Annotated in this window: 16 protein-coding genes; 10 read left to right on the top strand and 6 right to left on the bottom strand. The window is 73.2% G+C overall.

The window, feature by feature from the left end:
- Window positions 1-49: 49 nt before the first annotated feature.
- Entirely contained in the window at window positions 50-763 is a 714-nt protein-coding gene (locus tag IE263_RS16960) for a response regulator transcription factor (RefSeq protein WP_189937663.1), read from the top strand.
- Window positions 760-2,385: a HAMP domain-containing sensor histidine kinase gene (locus IE263_RS16955; protein WP_189937226.1), complete on the top strand. Its 1,626-nt coding sequence runs from the start codon at window positions 760-762 to the stop codon at window positions 2,383-2,385. Before IE263_RS16960 ends, IE263_RS16955 begins: the two co-directional genes overlap by 4 nt.
- A 1-nt stretch (window position 2,386) precedes the next feature.
- On the opposite strand, the gene IE263_RS16950 is transcribed toward IE263_RS16955, so the two are convergent.
- From IE263_RS16950 to IE263_RS16935, 4 genes are read right to left on the bottom strand one after another with little or no spacing between them, the layout of a single operon-like run.
- Entirely contained in the window at window positions 2,387-3,055 is a 669-nt protein-coding gene (locus tag IE263_RS16950; RefSeq protein WP_189937225.1) for a response regulator, read from the bottom strand.
- Window positions 3,052-4,422, bottom strand: a complete 1,371-nt coding sequence (locus tag IE263_RS16945; protein WP_189937223.1) for a sensor histidine kinase — start codon at window positions 4,420-4,422, stop codon at window positions 3,052-3,054. Before IE263_RS16945 ends, IE263_RS16950 begins: the two co-directional genes overlap by 4 nt.
- A gap of 25 nt (window positions 4,423-4,447) precedes the next feature.
- Window positions 4,448-5,338, bottom strand: coding sequence for an ABC transporter permease (locus tag IE263_RS16940; protein WP_189937220.1), 891 nt, complete (start codon window positions 5,336-5,338; stop codon window positions 4,448-4,450).
- Window positions 5,338-6,264: an ABC transporter ATP-binding protein gene (locus IE263_RS16935; protein ID WP_189937218.1), complete on the bottom strand. Its 927-nt coding sequence runs from the start codon at window positions 6,262-6,264 to the stop codon at window positions 5,338-5,340. Before IE263_RS16935 ends, IE263_RS16940 begins: the two co-directional genes overlap by 1 nt.
- A gap of 271 nt (window positions 6,265-6,535) precedes the next feature.
- Between IE263_RS16935 and IE263_RS16930 the strand changes: the two genes are divergently transcribed.
- Window positions 6,536-7,366 (top strand): maleylpyruvate isomerase family mycothiol-dependent enzyme, encoded by an 831-nt coding sequence (locus IE263_RS16930; RefSeq protein ID WP_229911019.1) that lies wholly within the window; start codon window positions 6,536-6,538, stop codon window positions 7,364-7,366.
- Between the two features lie 34 nt (window positions 7,367-7,400).
- On the opposite strand, the gene IE263_RS16925 is transcribed toward IE263_RS16930, so the two are convergent.
- A complete protein-coding gene (locus IE263_RS16925) occupies window positions 7,401-8,354 on the bottom strand; it encodes a 5'-nucleotidase (RefSeq protein ID WP_189937214.1) in 954 nt (317 codons plus the stop codon).
- A 218-nt stretch (window positions 8,355-8,572) separates the two neighbouring features.
- Between IE263_RS16925 and IE263_RS16920 the strand changes: the two genes are divergently transcribed.
- The 7 genes from IE263_RS16920 to IE263_RS16890 all read left to right on the top strand — a co-directional run bounded on the left by IE263_RS16920 (window position 8,573) and on the right by IE263_RS16890 (window position 13,162).
- Entirely contained in the window at window positions 8,573-8,923 is a 351-nt protein-coding gene (locus IE263_RS16920) for a Tat pathway signal sequence domain protein (RefSeq protein WP_189937212.1), read from the top strand.
- On the top strand, window positions 8,920-9,573 hold the full coding sequence (locus IE263_RS16915) for a class F sortase (protein ID WP_189937210.1): 654 nt from the start codon (window positions 8,920-8,922) through the stop codon (window positions 9,571-9,573). Before IE263_RS16920 ends, IE263_RS16915 begins: the two co-directional genes overlap by 4 nt.
- The gene (locus IE263_RS16910; protein WP_189937208.1) at window positions 9,570-10,061 is read left to right on the top strand and encodes an RNA polymerase sigma factor; all 492 of its coding nucleotides are present in this window, start codon (window positions 9,570-9,572) and stop codon (window positions 10,059-10,061) included. The genes IE263_RS16915 and IE263_RS16910 overlap by 4 nt, the downstream gene beginning before the upstream one ends.
- The gene (locus tag IE263_RS16905) at window positions 10,045-10,563 is read left to right on the top strand and encodes a hypothetical protein (protein ID WP_189937206.1); all 519 of its coding nucleotides are present in this window, start codon (window positions 10,045-10,047) and stop codon (window positions 10,561-10,563) included. The genes IE263_RS16910 and IE263_RS16905 overlap by 17 nt, the downstream gene beginning before the upstream one ends.
- 75 nt (window positions 10,564-10,638) lie before the next feature.
- On the top strand, window positions 10,639-11,607 hold the full coding sequence (locus IE263_RS16900; RefSeq protein WP_229911018.1) for a hypothetical protein: 969 nt from the start codon (window positions 10,639-10,641) through the stop codon (window positions 11,605-11,607).
- Between the two features lie 24 nt (window positions 11,608-11,631).
- Window positions 11,632-12,294: a hypothetical protein gene (locus IE263_RS16895; RefSeq protein WP_189937204.1), complete on the top strand. Its 663-nt coding sequence runs from the start codon at window positions 11,632-11,634 to the stop codon at window positions 12,292-12,294.
- Complete coding sequence (locus tag IE263_RS16890) at window positions 12,266-13,162, top strand: inositol monophosphatase family protein (RefSeq protein WP_189937202.1); 897 nt, start codon at window positions 12,266-12,268, stop codon at window positions 13,160-13,162. The genes IE263_RS16895 and IE263_RS16890 overlap by 29 nt, the downstream gene beginning before the upstream one ends.
- 418 nt (window positions 13,163-13,580) lie before the next feature.
- Here IE263_RS16890 and IE263_RS16885 read toward each other — a convergent pair whose 3' ends face one another.
- Window positions 13,581-14,864, bottom strand: a complete 1,284-nt coding sequence (locus IE263_RS16885; protein ID WP_229911017.1) for an ArsB/NhaD family transporter — start codon at window positions 14,862-14,864, stop codon at window positions 13,581-13,583.
- Window positions 14,865-14,992: the final 128 nt, after the last annotated feature.

Below are 14,992 nucleotides of genomic sequence, written 5' to 3'. Positions count from 1 at the left end.
TGAGCGTTCTGCCCTGCCGGGCACCGGCGTCGGGAGCGACGCCGGCGCCGTGGCTGCCCCGGGCGTGAATCTGCTGGTCGTGGACGACGAGCCCACTGTGCGCGAGCTGTTGTGCGCGGCGCTGCGGCACGCCGGGTTCACCGTTGCCGCGGCCGGGACGGGGCAGGAGGCGCTGGACCGGGCGCGGGAGGTCTCGCCGGATCTCGTCCTGCTGGATGTGATGCTTCCCGACCTGGACGGCTTCGAGGTGATCCGCCGGCTGCGCGAACAGCACCGCCCGGCCGCGGCACCCCGGACCGGGCACATCCCGGTCGTGTTCCTCACGGCCCGTGACGCGACCCAGGACAAGATCGAGGGGCTGGTGCTGGGCGGCGACGACTACGTGACCAAGCCGTTCGACCTCCAGGAGCTGATCGCCCGCATCCGTGCGGTGCTGCGCCGCACCAGCGGCGATCCCACCGCCCTCCTGCGCGTGGCCGACCTGGAACTCGACCCCGACGGCCTCCAGGCGGCCCGTTCGGGCCAGCCGCTGCGTCTGTCACCCACCGAGTTCCGGCTGCTGCACTACCTGATGACCAACGCCGGGCGCACGGTCTCGAAGCCGCAGATCCTCCAGCGGGTGTGGGACTACGACTTCAACGGCGACACCGGCATCGTCGACACCTACATCAGCTATCTGCGCCGCAAGATCGACAACGGCGGCCCGAAGCTCATCCACACCGTGCACGGCGTCGGGTACGTGCTGCGCGGACCGAAGTCATGACCCGGCCCCGGCGTGTCCGTGCGCTGTGGGCGCGCGCGTCCCTGCGCAGCCGGGTGCTGCTGTTGGCCGTCGCCCTGCTGACGGTCGGTTTCACGGCGTTCGCCCTGGTCACCGGCAACGCCCTGCGCGGTTACATGGAGGACCGCCTCGACGCCCAACTCCGTGCCACCGCCCAGGTGTTCGCCGTACTGCCGCCGACGGTGGCGGAGAGCGGGACCCAGCGCAAGCCGCCGGCGGGGCTGGCCGACTTCAGCACGGACATCCTCGGCAACCCCGTCGTCACCTACGTCGCGAAGGACGGCACCGTCGAGAGGAGCATCGACTCCCTCGCGGGGGCGAACCGGACGAGCAACGCGCGGGGCCCGGCCCTTCCCCGGCTGGACACGGCCGCGGTCGCCGCCCGCGAGGGCCGCCCGTTCACCGTCGGCAGCACTAAGGGCGACGCACGCTGGCGGGTGCTCTCCGTGCCCAGGGTGGCGCGTGCCGCACTGCCGGGGACCTCGGTGACGACGTCGTCCGGACCCGGCAGTGTGGTCGTGGCGACCTCGATGGACCAGGTGGACGGCACGGTGGGCCGCATGTGGCAGAACTACCGGACCACCGGCCTCGGTCTGCTCGCGGTCCTGGCCGTGGCGGGCTGGTTCGCGGTCCGCTCCGGGCTGCGTCCGCTGTCCCGCGTCGAGCAGACCGCCGCCGAGATCGCGGGCGGCGACCTCTCCCGCCGCGTACCCGAACTGGCCGGGCCGAGGACGGAGTTGGGCCGTCTGGCCGCCGCACTGAACGGCATGCTGGGGCAGTTGGAGAGCGCCTTCGCCGCCCGCGCCGAGTCCGAGGCGCGGATGAGCCGGTTCGTCGCCGACGCCAGCCACGAGCTGCGCACCCCGCTCGCCGGCATCAAGGGTCTGACCGATCTGCACCGCATGGGCGCCCTCGCCGAGCGTGAGGACGTCGACGCCACGATGGACCGCATCGCCCGCGAGTCCGAACGCCTCACCCGGCTCGTCGAGGACATGCTCCTGCTGGCCCGTCTCGACGAGCAGGCGCTGAAGACCACGGGCAAACCCGCCGGTTCCCGTGCGCCCGGCTGCCCGCCGGACCTCGACCTCACCCCCGCCGACCTGCGCACCCTCGCCGCGGACGCCCTCCACGACGTACGCGCCCTGGACCCCGCCCGCACCGTCACCCTCACCGGCCCGGTCGGCGACGGACCGCCCGCGCCCGCCCCGGCCCTCGCCGACGAGGCCCGGCTGCGCCAGGTCGTCACCAACCTGGTCGGCAACGCCGTCGCCCACACCCCGCCCGGCACACCCCTGCGGATCGGCGTCGGCACGGTCGGCGGCCACGCCGTCCTGGAGGTCGCCGACGAGGGCCCGGGGCTCACCCCGGAACAGAGCGGCCGTATCTTCGAGCGCTTCTACCGCGCCGACACCTCTCGCAACCGTGCCACCGGCGGCGCCGGCCTCGGCCTGTCCATCGTCCACTCCCTGGTCACCGCCCACGCGGGACACGTCGAGGTCGACTCGACCCCCGGCCGGGGCGCCACCTTCCGGGTCCTCCTCCCTCGGCTCCCTGACCGGCACATGCCGACAAGCCCGCCGGAAGCGGCAGCTCTCCAGCGGTGAGCTATGACTTGGCCCTGACCAGTCCGGCGTCGTACGCCGTGATCACGGCCTGGATGCGGTCGCGGGCGCCGATCTTGGCGAGGACGCGGCCGACGTGCTTCTTGACGGTGGACTCGGTGAGGACCAGGCGTTCGGCGATCTCGGTGTTGGTCCAGCCCTGGCCGATGGCGATGAGGACTTCGCGTTCGCGGTCACTGAGGGTCTGCAGCCGGGGGTCCTCCGGCGCGGGGGCGTCGGCCGGTGCGAGGACCTGGTGGGCGTAGGCGTCCAGCAGACGCCGGGTCAGGCTGGGGGCCACGACGGCGTCGCCCGTGGCCACCGCGTGGATGCCGGCCACGAGTTCCTCGGGCCGGGCGTCCTTGAGCAGGAAGCCGCTGGCTCCGGCCCGCAGGCCTTCGTACGCGTACTCGTCCAGGTCGAAGGTGGTCACGATGAGGACGCGGGTGCGGCCGCCGGTGGCGATGATGCGGCGGGTGGCCTCGAGGCCGTCCATGCCGGGCATGCGGATGTCCATGAGGACGACGTCGGGGCGCAGTCGGGAGGCCAGGCGGACGGCCTCGGCGCCGTGCTCGGCCTCGCCCACCGCGGTCAGGCCCGGGGTGCCCTCGAGGAGCATGCGGACGCCCATGCGCTGCAGGGGCTGGTCGTCGGCGATCAGCACGGTGGTCATGGCAGATGTTCTCCTGATGCCGACGGGGAAGGTACGGACGACGGGTCGAGGACGACGTCCACGACCCAGCCGTGCCCGGTGTCGCGAGGGCCGATGGCGACCGAGCCGCCGTACATGGCGGCCCGTTGACGGATGCCGACCAGGCCGTGCCCGGCGTCGTCCGAGCGGGTCGGTTGCTCCCGCTTCGTTCGCACGGGTGCCCCCGGCGGTGTTCCGGTGTCGACGACCCGAATCCGCACCCTGCCGGTGTCGGCGGCCACGGTGACTTCGGCGGCCGAGCCCGTACCCGCGTGCTTGAGCGTGTTGGTCAGGGCTTCCTGGACGATGCGGTAGACGGTGAGCTGCACGCCACTGCCCAGTGAGTCGAGGTCGCCGACGGTCCGATAGGTCACCGTCAGACCCGCTGCGCGGACCCGCGCCAGCAGGGGGTCCACATCACGGATCCCGGGCTGCGGGCTGAGCATCCGTACGTCGTCCTTCTCCTCGCGCAGGACGCCCAGCACCCGGCGCAGTTCGCTCATGGCCTGCCGGCCGGTGTCGCCGAGGATGCGCAGGGCCTCGGCGGACTGCTCGTTCCGGTTGGCGGCGAGGGTCGCGGCGCCGTCCGCGAGACTGACCATGACCGAGAGGTTGTGGCCGACGATGTCGTGCATCTCGCGCGCGACCCGGGAACGCTCGGCGGCGGCGGTGAGCCGGCCGCGTTGGTCGCGCTCGATCTCCAGGCGCCGGGCGCGTTCCTCCAGCGCCGCCAGATACATCCGGCGGATACGGAGTGTCAGGCCGACGGCGGCGGCGGCCGTCGCCGTCCCCAGCAGGAAGAACAGGCCGCGCAGCGGATTGCCGACATCCACCAGGACGCAGACCGCCACCGTCACTTCGGCGACCGTCACCGCGACGGCCCAGCCCAGCACCCGCAACGAACCGTGCCGGGCCAGGGAGTACAGGGCGACGAGCGTGCTGATGCCGGCCTGCTGCCACACGCCGAACGACCACTGGACCAGGGACACCAGCGCGATCACGAAGAACGTGACGGCCGGGGCCCGGCGACGCCACCACAGCGGCACGATGAGTGCGGCGGCGAAGAGGAACAGGACGCCGGACGGCACCTGACCGCGGTGGACCGCTTCCCCGAAGGGACCGTTGCGGCTGTGGGAGAACAGGTCGGGCAGGCTGATCAGGACGACGATCAGCACCACCGCGGTGTCGAGCAGCCACGGATGCCGGCGGTCCAGCCGCTGCCGGTCCCGCTGGCCGCGCCACAGACGGCCCAGGAGCGGGTGCGTCCAGGCGGCGTCGAGCCCGGGGGACGGCGGGAGCGCCGCCTCCCGGGCGGTGTCCGCAGCGGCTGCCGCGCGTTCCGCGCTCATGGACACCATTGTCCTCGTGCCGCGCTCAGACGTCGGTCCGGACGAGCCGGAAGGCCGCCCCGGCGAGTGTCAGCGCCACCCAGCCGGCGAAGACCGCGAGCCCCGCACCGGGCGAGAGAGCGTCCGAGGACTCGTGCAGGGCGTAGATGGCCGACCCCGCGTTGCTGGGGAAGTAGGGGCTGAGCGTGTCGTACCACGAGTCGGGAAGCAGCGAGGCCAGGCCGGGGAGGATGAGCAGGACGCCGACCAGGGCGGCGATGGCCCCGGCGGAGGAGCGCAACAGCACTCCCAGGGCGACACCGAAGACAGCCACCAGGCCGAGATAGACGCCGGCGCCGGCCAGGCTGCGCAGCACACCGTCGTCCCCCAGGGACAGCGCGATCTTCTCCCCGTCCAGGCCCGGAGTGCCCAGCTGGAACGCGGCCACCGCGCCGACGGTGGTGAGGATGAGGGCGATGGGCCCGATCACGGCGGCCTTGGACCACAGGACCGGCAGCCGTCGCGGAACCGCGGCGAGGGTGGAACGGATCATGCCGGTGCTGTACTCGCCCGCGGACAGCAGCACCCCGAGCACGCCGATGGCCAGCGAGGCGAAGGTCACGCCGGTCAGGGCCAGACCGACCGCGTCGCTGTCGCCGCTGGAGCCCGGCCCGGGCGGCCCGGCGGTCGCGACGGCGTCGGGACTGTAGGTGTAGGAGGCGACCGCCCCGAAGACGATCAGGAGAAACACGGCGACGCACAGGGTGATCCAACTGGAGCGCAGCGACCAGAACTTGGCCCACTCGGAACGCAGCACGCGGATGCCGGTCACCTTGTGGGTCGTCCTGTGCGTGGCAGGCGTCCGGGGATCGGGCGCCGCGGAAGGATTCGGGTTCTTGCCCGGGCGCTGGACGCCGCGGAGTGCGGTGGTGGGCATCAGGCGGCCTTTCGTACGGTGTCGGCCGGAGCACTCTGGTACTCGACGACGTCGCGGGTGAGGTCCATGAACGCCGCCTCCAGGGAGACGGCCTGCGGGGTGAGTTCGTACAGCGGCACGCCGTGCTGGGCGGCGATCGCCCCGATCTCGCGGGCGTCACGTCCGGCGACCAGCAGTTCCTCGGCGGAGGAGGAGCTGATCGTGACCTCCGGGCCGGCCAGCAACGAGCGCAGTCTCATCGGCTCGGTGGTGGAGACCTTCACGCCGCCGCCGGCCTCCCGGGTGAAGTCCTCGACCGTGGTGTCGGCGAGCAGCCGGCCGCGTCCGACGATCACCAGATGGTCGGCGATCAGCGCGGTCTCGCTCATCAGGTGCGAGGAGAGCATCACGGCCCGTCCCTCGTCGGCCAGCCCGCGCAGCAGGTTGCGCACCCACAGCACGCCCTCGGGGTCGAGGCCGTTGACCGGTTCGTCGAGCATGACGATCGCCGGGTCGCCGAGGAGGGCCGAGGCGATGCCGAGCCGCTGTCCCATGCCGAGGGAGAACGCGCCCACGCGCTTGCCGGCCACGCTGGTCAGCCCGGCCAGCTCGATGACCTCGTCCACCCGGCGGCGCGGAATGCCGTGGGTGTACGCGAGCGCCATCAGGTGGTGGAAGGCGCTGCGCCCCGGGTGGACGGACTTGGCCTCCAGCAGCGTGCCGATCTCGTGCAACGGCGCGGCGTGCTTGGCGTAGGAGCGTCCGTTGACGGTGACCGAACCCTTGGTGGGGGAGTCCAGGCCGACGATCATGCGCATGGTCGTGGACTTGCCGGCGCCGTTGGGTCCCAGGAAGCCGGTCACCTCACCGGGCTTCACGGTGAAGCTCAGGTTGTCGACGACCGTCTTGTCGCCGTACCGCTTCGTCAGCTCACGCGCTTCGATCATGGGAGTGGGCCTTTCCTGCCTCGAACCCGTCCGCGGACGCGCCGCGGTGTCCGCCTTCGAAGCTAGGAGCGCCACAGGCCTGGACCCTGGGACCCAGGGGGAATCTTCGGCGGGTGAGTGGTACCCCGGTACCACTCACCCGCCTGAGCCCGACGGCTCACTCACGCGCTCCGCTGCCCTTCCCGGGGGATCACCGTCGCGGACGACTCCGGCCGCACCCTGGCCGAGGCGCAGCTGGTGTCACCTGGCAACCGCGGTCACACTCGACGCCGTGGACGACTTCTCCTGGCTGGGCGAGCCGATCGACGCCCGCCCGCTGTTCGGGGCGGAACTGGCGTCGCTCCTCGAACTGCTCCGGGGTCTGCGGCGCGCCGAATGGGACAGGACCGCGGTCCCGGGGTGGAGCGTGCGCGATCTCGCCGTGCACGTCCTCGGTGACTACCGCGGCCGTCTCGGCCGGCGCGGAGACGGAATGCGGCGTGCGCCGGCGCCCGGGGAGACGCTGGAGGCGTTCATCCACCGTGTCAACCAGGAATGGGTCGACCTCCACGCCGGTCTCGGCCCGGCCGACCTCGTCGAGGCACTGGAACGGGACGGGGCCGAGGTCGCCCGCCGGTTCGAGGGCGCGGACCCCACCGCGACGGCCCTGGGGGTGTCCTGGGCCGGAGCGGACCCGGCGCCCCAGTGGCTGGACGTGGCACGGGAGTTCACCGAGTACTGGACGCACCGTCAGCAGATCCGCCACGCCACCGGCCGGGACACCGACCCGGAGCCCCGGGCCCTGTCCACGGTCCTGGACACCTTCATGCGGGCCCTGCCCCACACCCTGCGCCACACGACCGCGCCCGTCGGGACACAACTCCAGGTGCTCGTCGACGAGCCGGCCGGCGGCACCTGGACCGTGACCGCCCTTGCCGGCCGCTGGTCGCTGGCCGAGGCGCCCGGCGGCCGTCCGGCCGCCTCCGTGAGGCTGGACCCGGAGACCGCCTGGCGACTGTGCACGCGGGGCATCGATCCCGGCACCGCCCTCACCCGCGCCCGCGTCGACGGAGAGCGCCGGCTGGCCGAAGCCGCCTGCCGGATCGTGTCCGTCGTCCACTGACGGTCGTCCAGTGACGGTCGTCCGCTGACGGCCGCTACTGCGGCCCTCCGGGCAACTCCCCCTGGTTCACCACCCCGAACGGAATATGGACGCTCGGCGTCGTCCGGGAGGTGCCTTCGAGGTGGCTCTCCTGGTCGTCGAAGAAGATGTGGGGCTTCAGCACGTCCATGATCGAGCTCTTGTCGACGCCGCCGAGGAAGAAGGCGTCGTTGACGGTCACGCCCCAGTTGTTGAGGCTCAGTACGGCTCGTTCGTGGGCGGGCGCGTTGCGGGCCGTGACGATGGAGACGTGGACGCGGATCGCGTAGTCCTCGTCCTCCCGGCGCCGTTCCTCCTCCCTCCGTTGCAGCTTGTTGACCTCGCTCAGGAAGTCCCGGAGCGGGCCGGCGTCATGAGGGGTGGTCACGTTGAGGGCTTCATGGGCGCGGAAGCCCTCCAGGCCGTCCTGCTGGTACACGCGCTCCGACTCGTCGCCGGCGAGGACGCCGTCGAAGTCGAAGGCGATCCGCAGCTCTCTGTCCGCGGGGTCGTCGGCCACCGCGGAGCCGAGGACCCGGCCCGCCGGCAGGCCCGAGGCCACGGCCTCCCGGACGTCGTTCTCGTCCGCGGACAGGAACAGGGACATGTGCAGTGCGCGCATGAACCGGTACGGCGCCCGGCCCTGCATGAAGACGGCACGACTTATGGGGAGTTCATGGGCCTTGATGGACCGCATGACCCGGAGTCCCGTGTCGGGGTCGTTGCGGGAGAGGATGATCACTTCGACCAGCGGGTCGCCCGCGGGGTTCAGGTCGTTCAGCGACAGGATGCGGCGAATGAAGGGAAACGCGACTCCGGGTCGGAGGGTGTTGTCCAGGTTCTCCCGCTGGTAGGCGCGGTAGCTCTCCTCGCCTTCCCTCCGGAAGACGGCATCGGACTCCTTCAGGTCGAACAGGGCGCTGGAGGCGATTCCGATGACCAACCGGTTCGCGAGGCTGTAGGACGGCATGGCGGCTCCCCTCGGGTGTCACCTTGGACGTCACCGCGGGCCGGCGACGTCGACGGGCGCCGACTGTAGCCGTCGGCCGCCGGCAGGATCCCCCGGCCTCGGCTTTGCCATCTCTTTACAACCCGCCCCCACGCCCGGTCGTCTCTTCGCTCGATCCGTCACACAGCCCGTGGAGTTCCCCCGGGCGGGCGGACCGACAGAGCGAAAGAGAGCGATTCATGCGCCGAACTGTCCTCAGTGCCCTGGCACTTGCCTGCACCGCCGTGCTGGCGGCCACGGTGCCCGCCTCCGCCGACGAGGCGACGCCGGTCCCGTCCCCGACCCTGCCCGCGGAGTCGGCGCCGACCGCCGTCGCCGAGGCGACGCCGGTGCCCAGCACCGCCCCGACCAGCGTTCCGGCTCCGGAGGACCAGGTCACCGTCGTGCCGAGCGGGGCGCCCGACACGGGCGAGGCGGCCGAGTCCGGGAACGACGGCGCGATGATCGGCGGGGGAGCCGCCGCGGTGTTCGGCGCGGCCGGCGTGGCGATCGTCCTCGTCCGCCGTCGGCGGGCGGCGACCGGGGCATGACCTCGCTCTCCAGGCGCGCGTTCGTCACCGCGGCCACGGCGGCCACGGCGGCACTGCTCGCGGGGTGCGGGGGCTCGTCGGCCGGGCAGGACGGGAATGCCCGGCCGGCCGGTACGCCTGGTACGCCCGGTTCGCCCTCCACGGCCTCGCCCGGCTCCGCGCCCTCCGCGGCGGCGGCGCCTTCGGTGCCCGTCCGGTTGGAGATCCCGGCCATCGGTGTCGACACGCCCGTCATGCAGCTCGGGCTCGCCCCGGACGGCAGCGTGGAGGTGCCCCCGATCGCGGCCGACGACCGTGCGGGCTGGTACCGGCACTCGCCGGCACCGGGGCGGACCGGGCCGTCGGTGATCCTCGGTCATGTCACGGTCGGCCGGTACGGCGACGGCGTCTTCCGCCGCCTCGACCGGCTGCGTCGGGGCGACCGGGTCGTCGCGCGCCTGGAGAACGGCACGGCGGAGGAGTTCGCCGTCACCGAGGTCCGTACGGTCGCCAAGGCCGACTTCCCGACGGAGGCCGTCTACGGGAACGTGGACCGGCCCGAGCTGCGTCTCATCACGTGCGGCGGTCCCCGTGACGGCGAGGAGTACCGCGACAACGTGATCGTCTTCGCCGCGTCGGCCTCGGCGCAGAGCTCTGCAGGAGAACGGTGAAACGATCCCGCGAGCGGGCGGCGGCCGAGCTGTTCGCCGCCCTCTATCCGCGCCTCGCCGGCTGGTGCCGCCGTCTCGTCGACGACGACGAGACGGCCCACGAGATCGCCTCGGAGGCGTTCACCCGCCTGTGGGCCCGCTGGACGGCGGTGGCCGAACCGCGTGGTTTCCTCTATGTCACCGCGGCCAACCTCGTCCGCGACCACTGGCGCAAGACGGAGCGCGAGCGCAACGCCGTGCGCCGGGCCACCGTCGAGGCCGCCGTGAGCCCGCCCGCCGAACCGGCCGACCCCTCGGTCCGGCTGCTCGTGCAGTCGCTGCCGGAACGGCTGCGCGTGCCCATCCTGCTGCACTACTACGCCGACATGCCGATCCGGGAGGTGTCCGTGCTGACCGGACGCAGGGAAGGCACCGTCAAGGCCGACCTCCACGCGGCCCGTGAACTGCTCCGTGCCCACCTGAGGAGAAGCCTTGACCACACCCGCTGACGACTTCGACGACGGCCCGGACCTCGCCCCCGACGACCCCCTCGCCGTCATCCTGCGGCCCCCCTCCGACTACCTAGGCCCGCCGGCCGGCCGGTACGAACAGATCCGCCGTGGTGCGGCCCGCCGCCGGCTGCTGCGCACCGCCGCCGGTGTCGGCGCGGCGTGCGCCGTCGTCGTGGCCGTCGCCCTCGTCCTGCCACTGCGGCCGGCATCGGAGACACCGGTCTCCCCGACGGTTCCGCTGGCTCCACCGCCCGTGAGCGGCCCGTCGACCTCGCCGACTCCGCCGGCAACGCCCACCCCCGCCACACCGGGCCCTACGGAGGGCGCCCGGACGCCCGTCCCCGAGGCCTCGACCCCCGCCGGCCCCACCGGCACCGCGGCACCCCGCCCCAGCCCCAGCGACAGCGCGTCGACGGCGCCCACGGCGGTGCCCGCCGCGCCGAGCGCCGAGCCGAGTACGCCCCCGCTCACGCCGTCCGAGGCCACTACAAGCCGTTGAGGCCGATTCACGCCCCGTAGCTGCGGACACGTGGTTGCTCCTACCCTGGACTTTCGCCGTCGGGGGAGGGTGAACGTGACGAGCAGAACGCCTCAGCAGTCGTCCGGGCGTCGGCTGGAGGACTCGATCGCGTGGGCGGTCAGGAACGCGGACGGTGTCGTCGCGATCGGGGTCGCGCTGGTCATCGGCCTGATGGACATCCTGGACGAGAAGTTCGACGACCACATCGTCACCGGTTCCATCCTGCTGGTCCTGGCGGCGCTGGTGTACGGCTCGCTGACGGAGCGTCGGCGGCGGCTGGCCGACATCCGGACCGCGACCGAGGGCACGAGCCGGGCGATCGAGGACCTGTCCATGGTGCGCACGCTGGCCGGGCCCGAGGTACGCCTCGCCCACGAACAGGCCCGGCGCAGCACCGCCCGCTGGGTGTTCAAGGGCGGCACCGGCACCTATCTGCGGGCCGTCACCCTGCCGGAGTGCGTCCTGGAGGCACAGCGGCAGCGGCGCTCCCTCAGCATGAAGATCGACATCGTCAATCCGGCCGACGACCGGGTGTGCGCCGCCTACGCGCGCTTCCGGCGCACCTTCAGCCACCGGCAGGAGGGCGGCGCCTTCGCGGAGTGGACCACCGAACGCACCCGCAAGGAGTCCTACGCCACCGTGGTCGCCGCCAGTTGGCACCGGCAGCGGCTGGACACCCTGGAGATCGACGTCCACCTGTCCTCGGTGGCCCCGACGCTGCGCTTCGACCTGTCCGACACCTGCCTGATCATCACCCAGGACGACCCGCGCCGCGTCAGCCTGTGCGTGGAGCAGGGCAGGCCGCTGTACGACTACTACGTCACCGAGTTGCACCAGAGCCGGGAGCAGGCGGTCAAACTCGATCTGCGGGAGGCCACCCCGCTGAGCGACGAGCCGACCGTCGACGAGGTCAGACGCCTGCTCGACCGGCTCGGACTGCCCCTGCCGGCGAGTTTCACCGACGGGGATGTCGGCGACATCATCGACAAGGCGCTGCGGGCGGAGGATCCGTACCGCAGGTAGCCACGTTCGGCCGAGGGGGAGACGATGGACTACCCGGCCCTGGAACGGGCCGCCCGGCGGGGGGCCGCCGGCGAGGTGATGCGGCAGGCCGCATCGGAGTTGGAACAGGTGGTGGCGGGCCGTCGCGGTCTGCGCGCGGTGCGCCATCCGCTCGGGTTCGTCTGCCTGCCCGTCCTGCGGGACGGGCCGCAGGGCGTGTGCGTGCACGTCTTCGGGCCGGCCGAGCCCGCCCTGACGGCGCATCAAGTGCACTGTCACAGCTGGGACTTGACCAGTACCGTGCTGTACGGACGGTTGGGCAACCGGCGTATGGGCGTCCACGAGGAGACCGAGCGGCCGACCCACCGGGTGTTCGAGGTGCACAGCGACCCCTCGGGCGTGGACGACCTACGGCCCACCGAGCGGCTGGTGCGCTGTCTGCCGGGTGGCGAGCAGACCAGCGCGCGCGGCCAGACGTACGACCTTCCGGCGGGCGAGTTCCACACCACCGTGGTGCCGGACGGCCGTCCGGCCGCCACCCTGGTGCTGGGGCGGACGCTGCCCGGCCGGGCGGACCTCTCCCTGGGCCCGTTACGGGCCCCGGGCCGCCGGGTGGTCCGCAGCATGTGCGACGCGGCCCAGACCGCCCGGATCGCCCAGGCCGCCCTCAGGAGGATCCATGAGCCCGAACCCGAACCGCCCGTCTGACCCGTCGGCCCGTTTCACCTCCGAGTGCCGTACGGCGGTGGCCGCCGCCGAGGAGGCCGGGGCGCTGCTGCGGTCCCGCTTCCCGGACGGTTTCGCCGTCCGTCCCAAGGGCGAACTCGGCGATGTCGTCACCGACCTGGACCTGCTGGCCGAGCGGCTCGTGGTGGACCGGATCCTGGAGCGCTTCCCGCACGACCGGATCCTCGCCGAGGAGTCCGGGGAGCTGGGCGGGGACGGCGGCGGCCGGACCTGGCTCGTGGACCCCCTCGACGGCAGCAACAACGTGGTGATCGGGCTGCCCGTCTGTGTCGTGGGTGTCGCCCTGTGCGTCGACGGGGCGCCGGTGGTGGGGGTGGTGCACGAACCGCTGAGCGGGCGGACCTGGTCGGCGCGACGGGGCGGCGGCGCGTACGGGCCCGGCGGGCGGCTCGCGGCCGACGGCCGTGCGCCGTCGCCGGCGGGGCCGCTGCTGGCCTGGACCCAGGGCCACGCGGTCCGCCGCGACGACCGCACCGCCCGCGCCCTGCGGCACACCGTGGAGCTCGGCTCCCGACGCCTGCTCCAGCTGTGGGCACCGCTGCTGGCCTGGGCGATGCTGGCCCGCGGGGACATCGACGGCTTCGTCGGCTACCGCGCCGAGGCGATCGACCTGCCGGCGGGGGCACTGCTGGCCCGCGAGGCGGGGGTGGCCGTGCGCCACCTGGACGGGCGGGAGTTCACCGGCGGTTTCACCGGACCGGACACGGAGCGCTCCTTCGTCGCGGCGCGGCCGGAGACGCTGCCGTATCTGCTGGAGCTGGCGGCGGGTGCGGGTGCGGGCGTGCCGGAGCCGACTCCGTCGTACGTTCCGCCCTGGTCCGGGGTGTAGGGGCGGGGCCTGAGAGCCGGGGTGGCGGGTCGGCCTGGGCACCGCTGCACCACGCTGCCTCGTCGGTGGGCCGCGCCACGCCGGGTCGGTGGGCGGCGCCGTCCAGGGTTGGTGGGCGGCGCCGCGGGCGGGACGGTGGCCGACGTCCCGCGGACGCCCCGGCGCGAGCCGGCCACGTGATGACCGGGCGCGAACCGCCCGGGCATCCCTGCCCGGGGTCAGGGTCCTGCCGTGCCAGGCGCGCAGCCGGCCCGGCCGTCCTGGGCCGGGCCGCCCGGGCCGCAGGCCCCTCGGGCAGGCCTGCGCGAGCACGGCCTCCTGCCCCTGGGGCGCCCGCGCCGACGGCGGGGTGGCCGGTGCGGCCGTCGGACGTCACCGTCGCCGCCCCTCATCCGTCACCGTGGCCGTCGCCGTCCCCTCATCCCGTCACCGCCAGCACCGCCACCGACGTCGTGACCGCAGTCACCGCCAGGACCGCGCCCGTTGCCATCAGGCGGGCTACCGGGACACGCACGCCGTACGCGTGGCATCGCTCGTACCAGAGCAGGGTTGCCAGGGAGGCCCAGGGGGTGATCACCGGGCCCGCGTTGGTGCCCACGAGCAGGGCGAGCAGTTGGGCGTGGTTGCCGGAGGGGACGGCCGCCTCGCCGGCCAGGTAGACGGGGAGGTTGTTGAGGACGTTCGACAGGCCCGCGCCGACCGCCGCCGCGCGGAACATGCCGCCGATGCCGCCGTCGTGGCCCACCGCGGCGGCCAGCAGGTCGTGCAGACCGTTGGCGTTGACCGTCTCGACCACCAGGAACATGCCGGGGACCATGATCAGCAGCCGCCAGGGGATCAGCGACGGCCGCAGCGCGGAGCGGTCGCGGGCCGCGAAGGCCACGACGGCGACGGCCGCGGCCGTCGCGGACGCGATCCACAGCTCGACGTCCGCGACCAGGATCGCCAGCAGGAACCCGCCGCAGGCCAGGGCGCAGGCCCGGAACAGCACCGGGTCGGTGGGGCGGTGCGGGGCGGGGAGGTCGTAGCGGTCGGCGCTCCCCGGTCGCAGGTCCTCCGCGCGGGTCGCGCCGGGGCCGCCCGTCGGCACGGCGGTGCGTTCGGCGGGGGCCTCGGGGCCCTGGTCGGCCGTACGCCGCCCCCGGCGCCAGTAGAACCCCCACAGGCACGCCATCGTCACCGCGATCGCCGCCAGCTGCGGTGCCCACATCCGGCCCGCCAGGCCCAGCGGCGACAGGGCCACCCGGTCCGCGGCCAGCAGGTTCGTCAGGTTGGAGACCGGCAGCAGCAGGCTCGCCGTGTTGGCCAGCCAGACCGTGGTCATGGCCAGGGGGACCGCCGCGATGCGCAGGCGGGAGGCCAGGGCCAGCATCACGGGCGTGAGGAGGACGGCCGTGGTGTCCAGGTTGAGGGCGATCGTGGTGACGGAGGCGAAGGCCACGCAGAGCAGGAAGAGAAGCGGGTAGCTGCCCCGGCCGGCCCGGGCGACACGGGCCGCGACCACGTCGAACACCTCGGCCCGGCTGGTGAGTTCGGCCAGCACGATCACCGTGCCGAGGAACGCCAGCAGCGGGGCGATACGGGTCATCGCGTCGCCGGCCTGGCCGGAGGGCAGCACCCCCGTGGCCCAGCACACCAGTCCGGTCGCGAGCAGACCGATCGCCACCCGGTCCAGCACGTGCAGACGTCGTAACCCACCCACGATCGGAAGGGTCGCACATCTGTGCGCCGCTGTAATCGGGAGGGGCTGCTTTCCGACAGATTCGCCGCCGGGGTCCTCCAGCCGGGTTCCTGGTCGCGAAACCGGTGCATATCGACGCTCGCTCATTG

This window comes from Streptomyces aurantiogriseus, assembly GCF_014649375.1.
Classification (GTDB): domain Bacteria; phylum Actinomycetota; class Actinomycetes; order Streptomycetales; family Streptomycetaceae; genus Streptomyces; species Streptomyces aurantiogriseus.
The sequence above is the reverse complement of the archived record's forward strand: the minus strand, read 5'-3'. Positions and strand labels throughout refer to the sequence as shown.

Coding starts and splice junctions, on each gene's coding strand:
- IE263_RS16890 (WP_189937202.1), top strand. CDS start 12,266: ATGAGCCCGAACCCGAACCGCCCGTCTGACCCGTCGGCCCGTTTCACC.
- IE263_RS16895 (WP_189937204.1), top strand. CDS start 11,632: ATGGACTACCCGGCCCTGGAACGGGCCGCCCGGCGGGGGGCCGCCGGC.
- IE263_RS16940 (WP_189937220.1), bottom strand. CDS start 5,338: ATGCCCACCACCGCACTCCGCGGCGTCCAGCGCCCGGGCAAGAACCCG.
- IE263_RS16950 (WP_189937225.1), bottom strand. CDS start 3,055: ATGACCACCGTGCTGATCGCCGACGACCAGCCCCTGCAGCGCATGGGC.
- IE263_RS16955 (WP_189937226.1), top strand. CDS start 760: ATGACCCGGCCCCGGCGTGTCCGTGCGCTGTGGGCGCGCGCGTCCCTG.
- IE263_RS16925 (WP_189937214.1), bottom strand. CDS start 8,354: ATGCCGTCCTACAGCCTCGCGAACCGGTTGGTCATCGGAATCGCCTCC.
- IE263_RS16935 (WP_189937218.1), bottom strand. CDS start 6,264: ATGATCGAAGCGCGTGAGCTGACGAAGCGGTACGGCGACAAGACGGTC.
- IE263_RS16920 (WP_189937212.1), top strand. CDS start 8,573: ATGCGCCGAACTGTCCTCAGTGCCCTGGCACTTGCCTGCACCGCCGTG.
- IE263_RS16915 (WP_189937210.1), top strand. CDS start 8,920: ATGACCTCGCTCTCCAGGCGCGCGTTCGTCACCGCGGCCACGGCGGCC.
- IE263_RS16945 (WP_189937223.1), bottom strand. CDS start 4,422: ATGAGCGCGGAACGCGCGGCAGCCGCTGCGGACACCGCCCGGGAGGCG.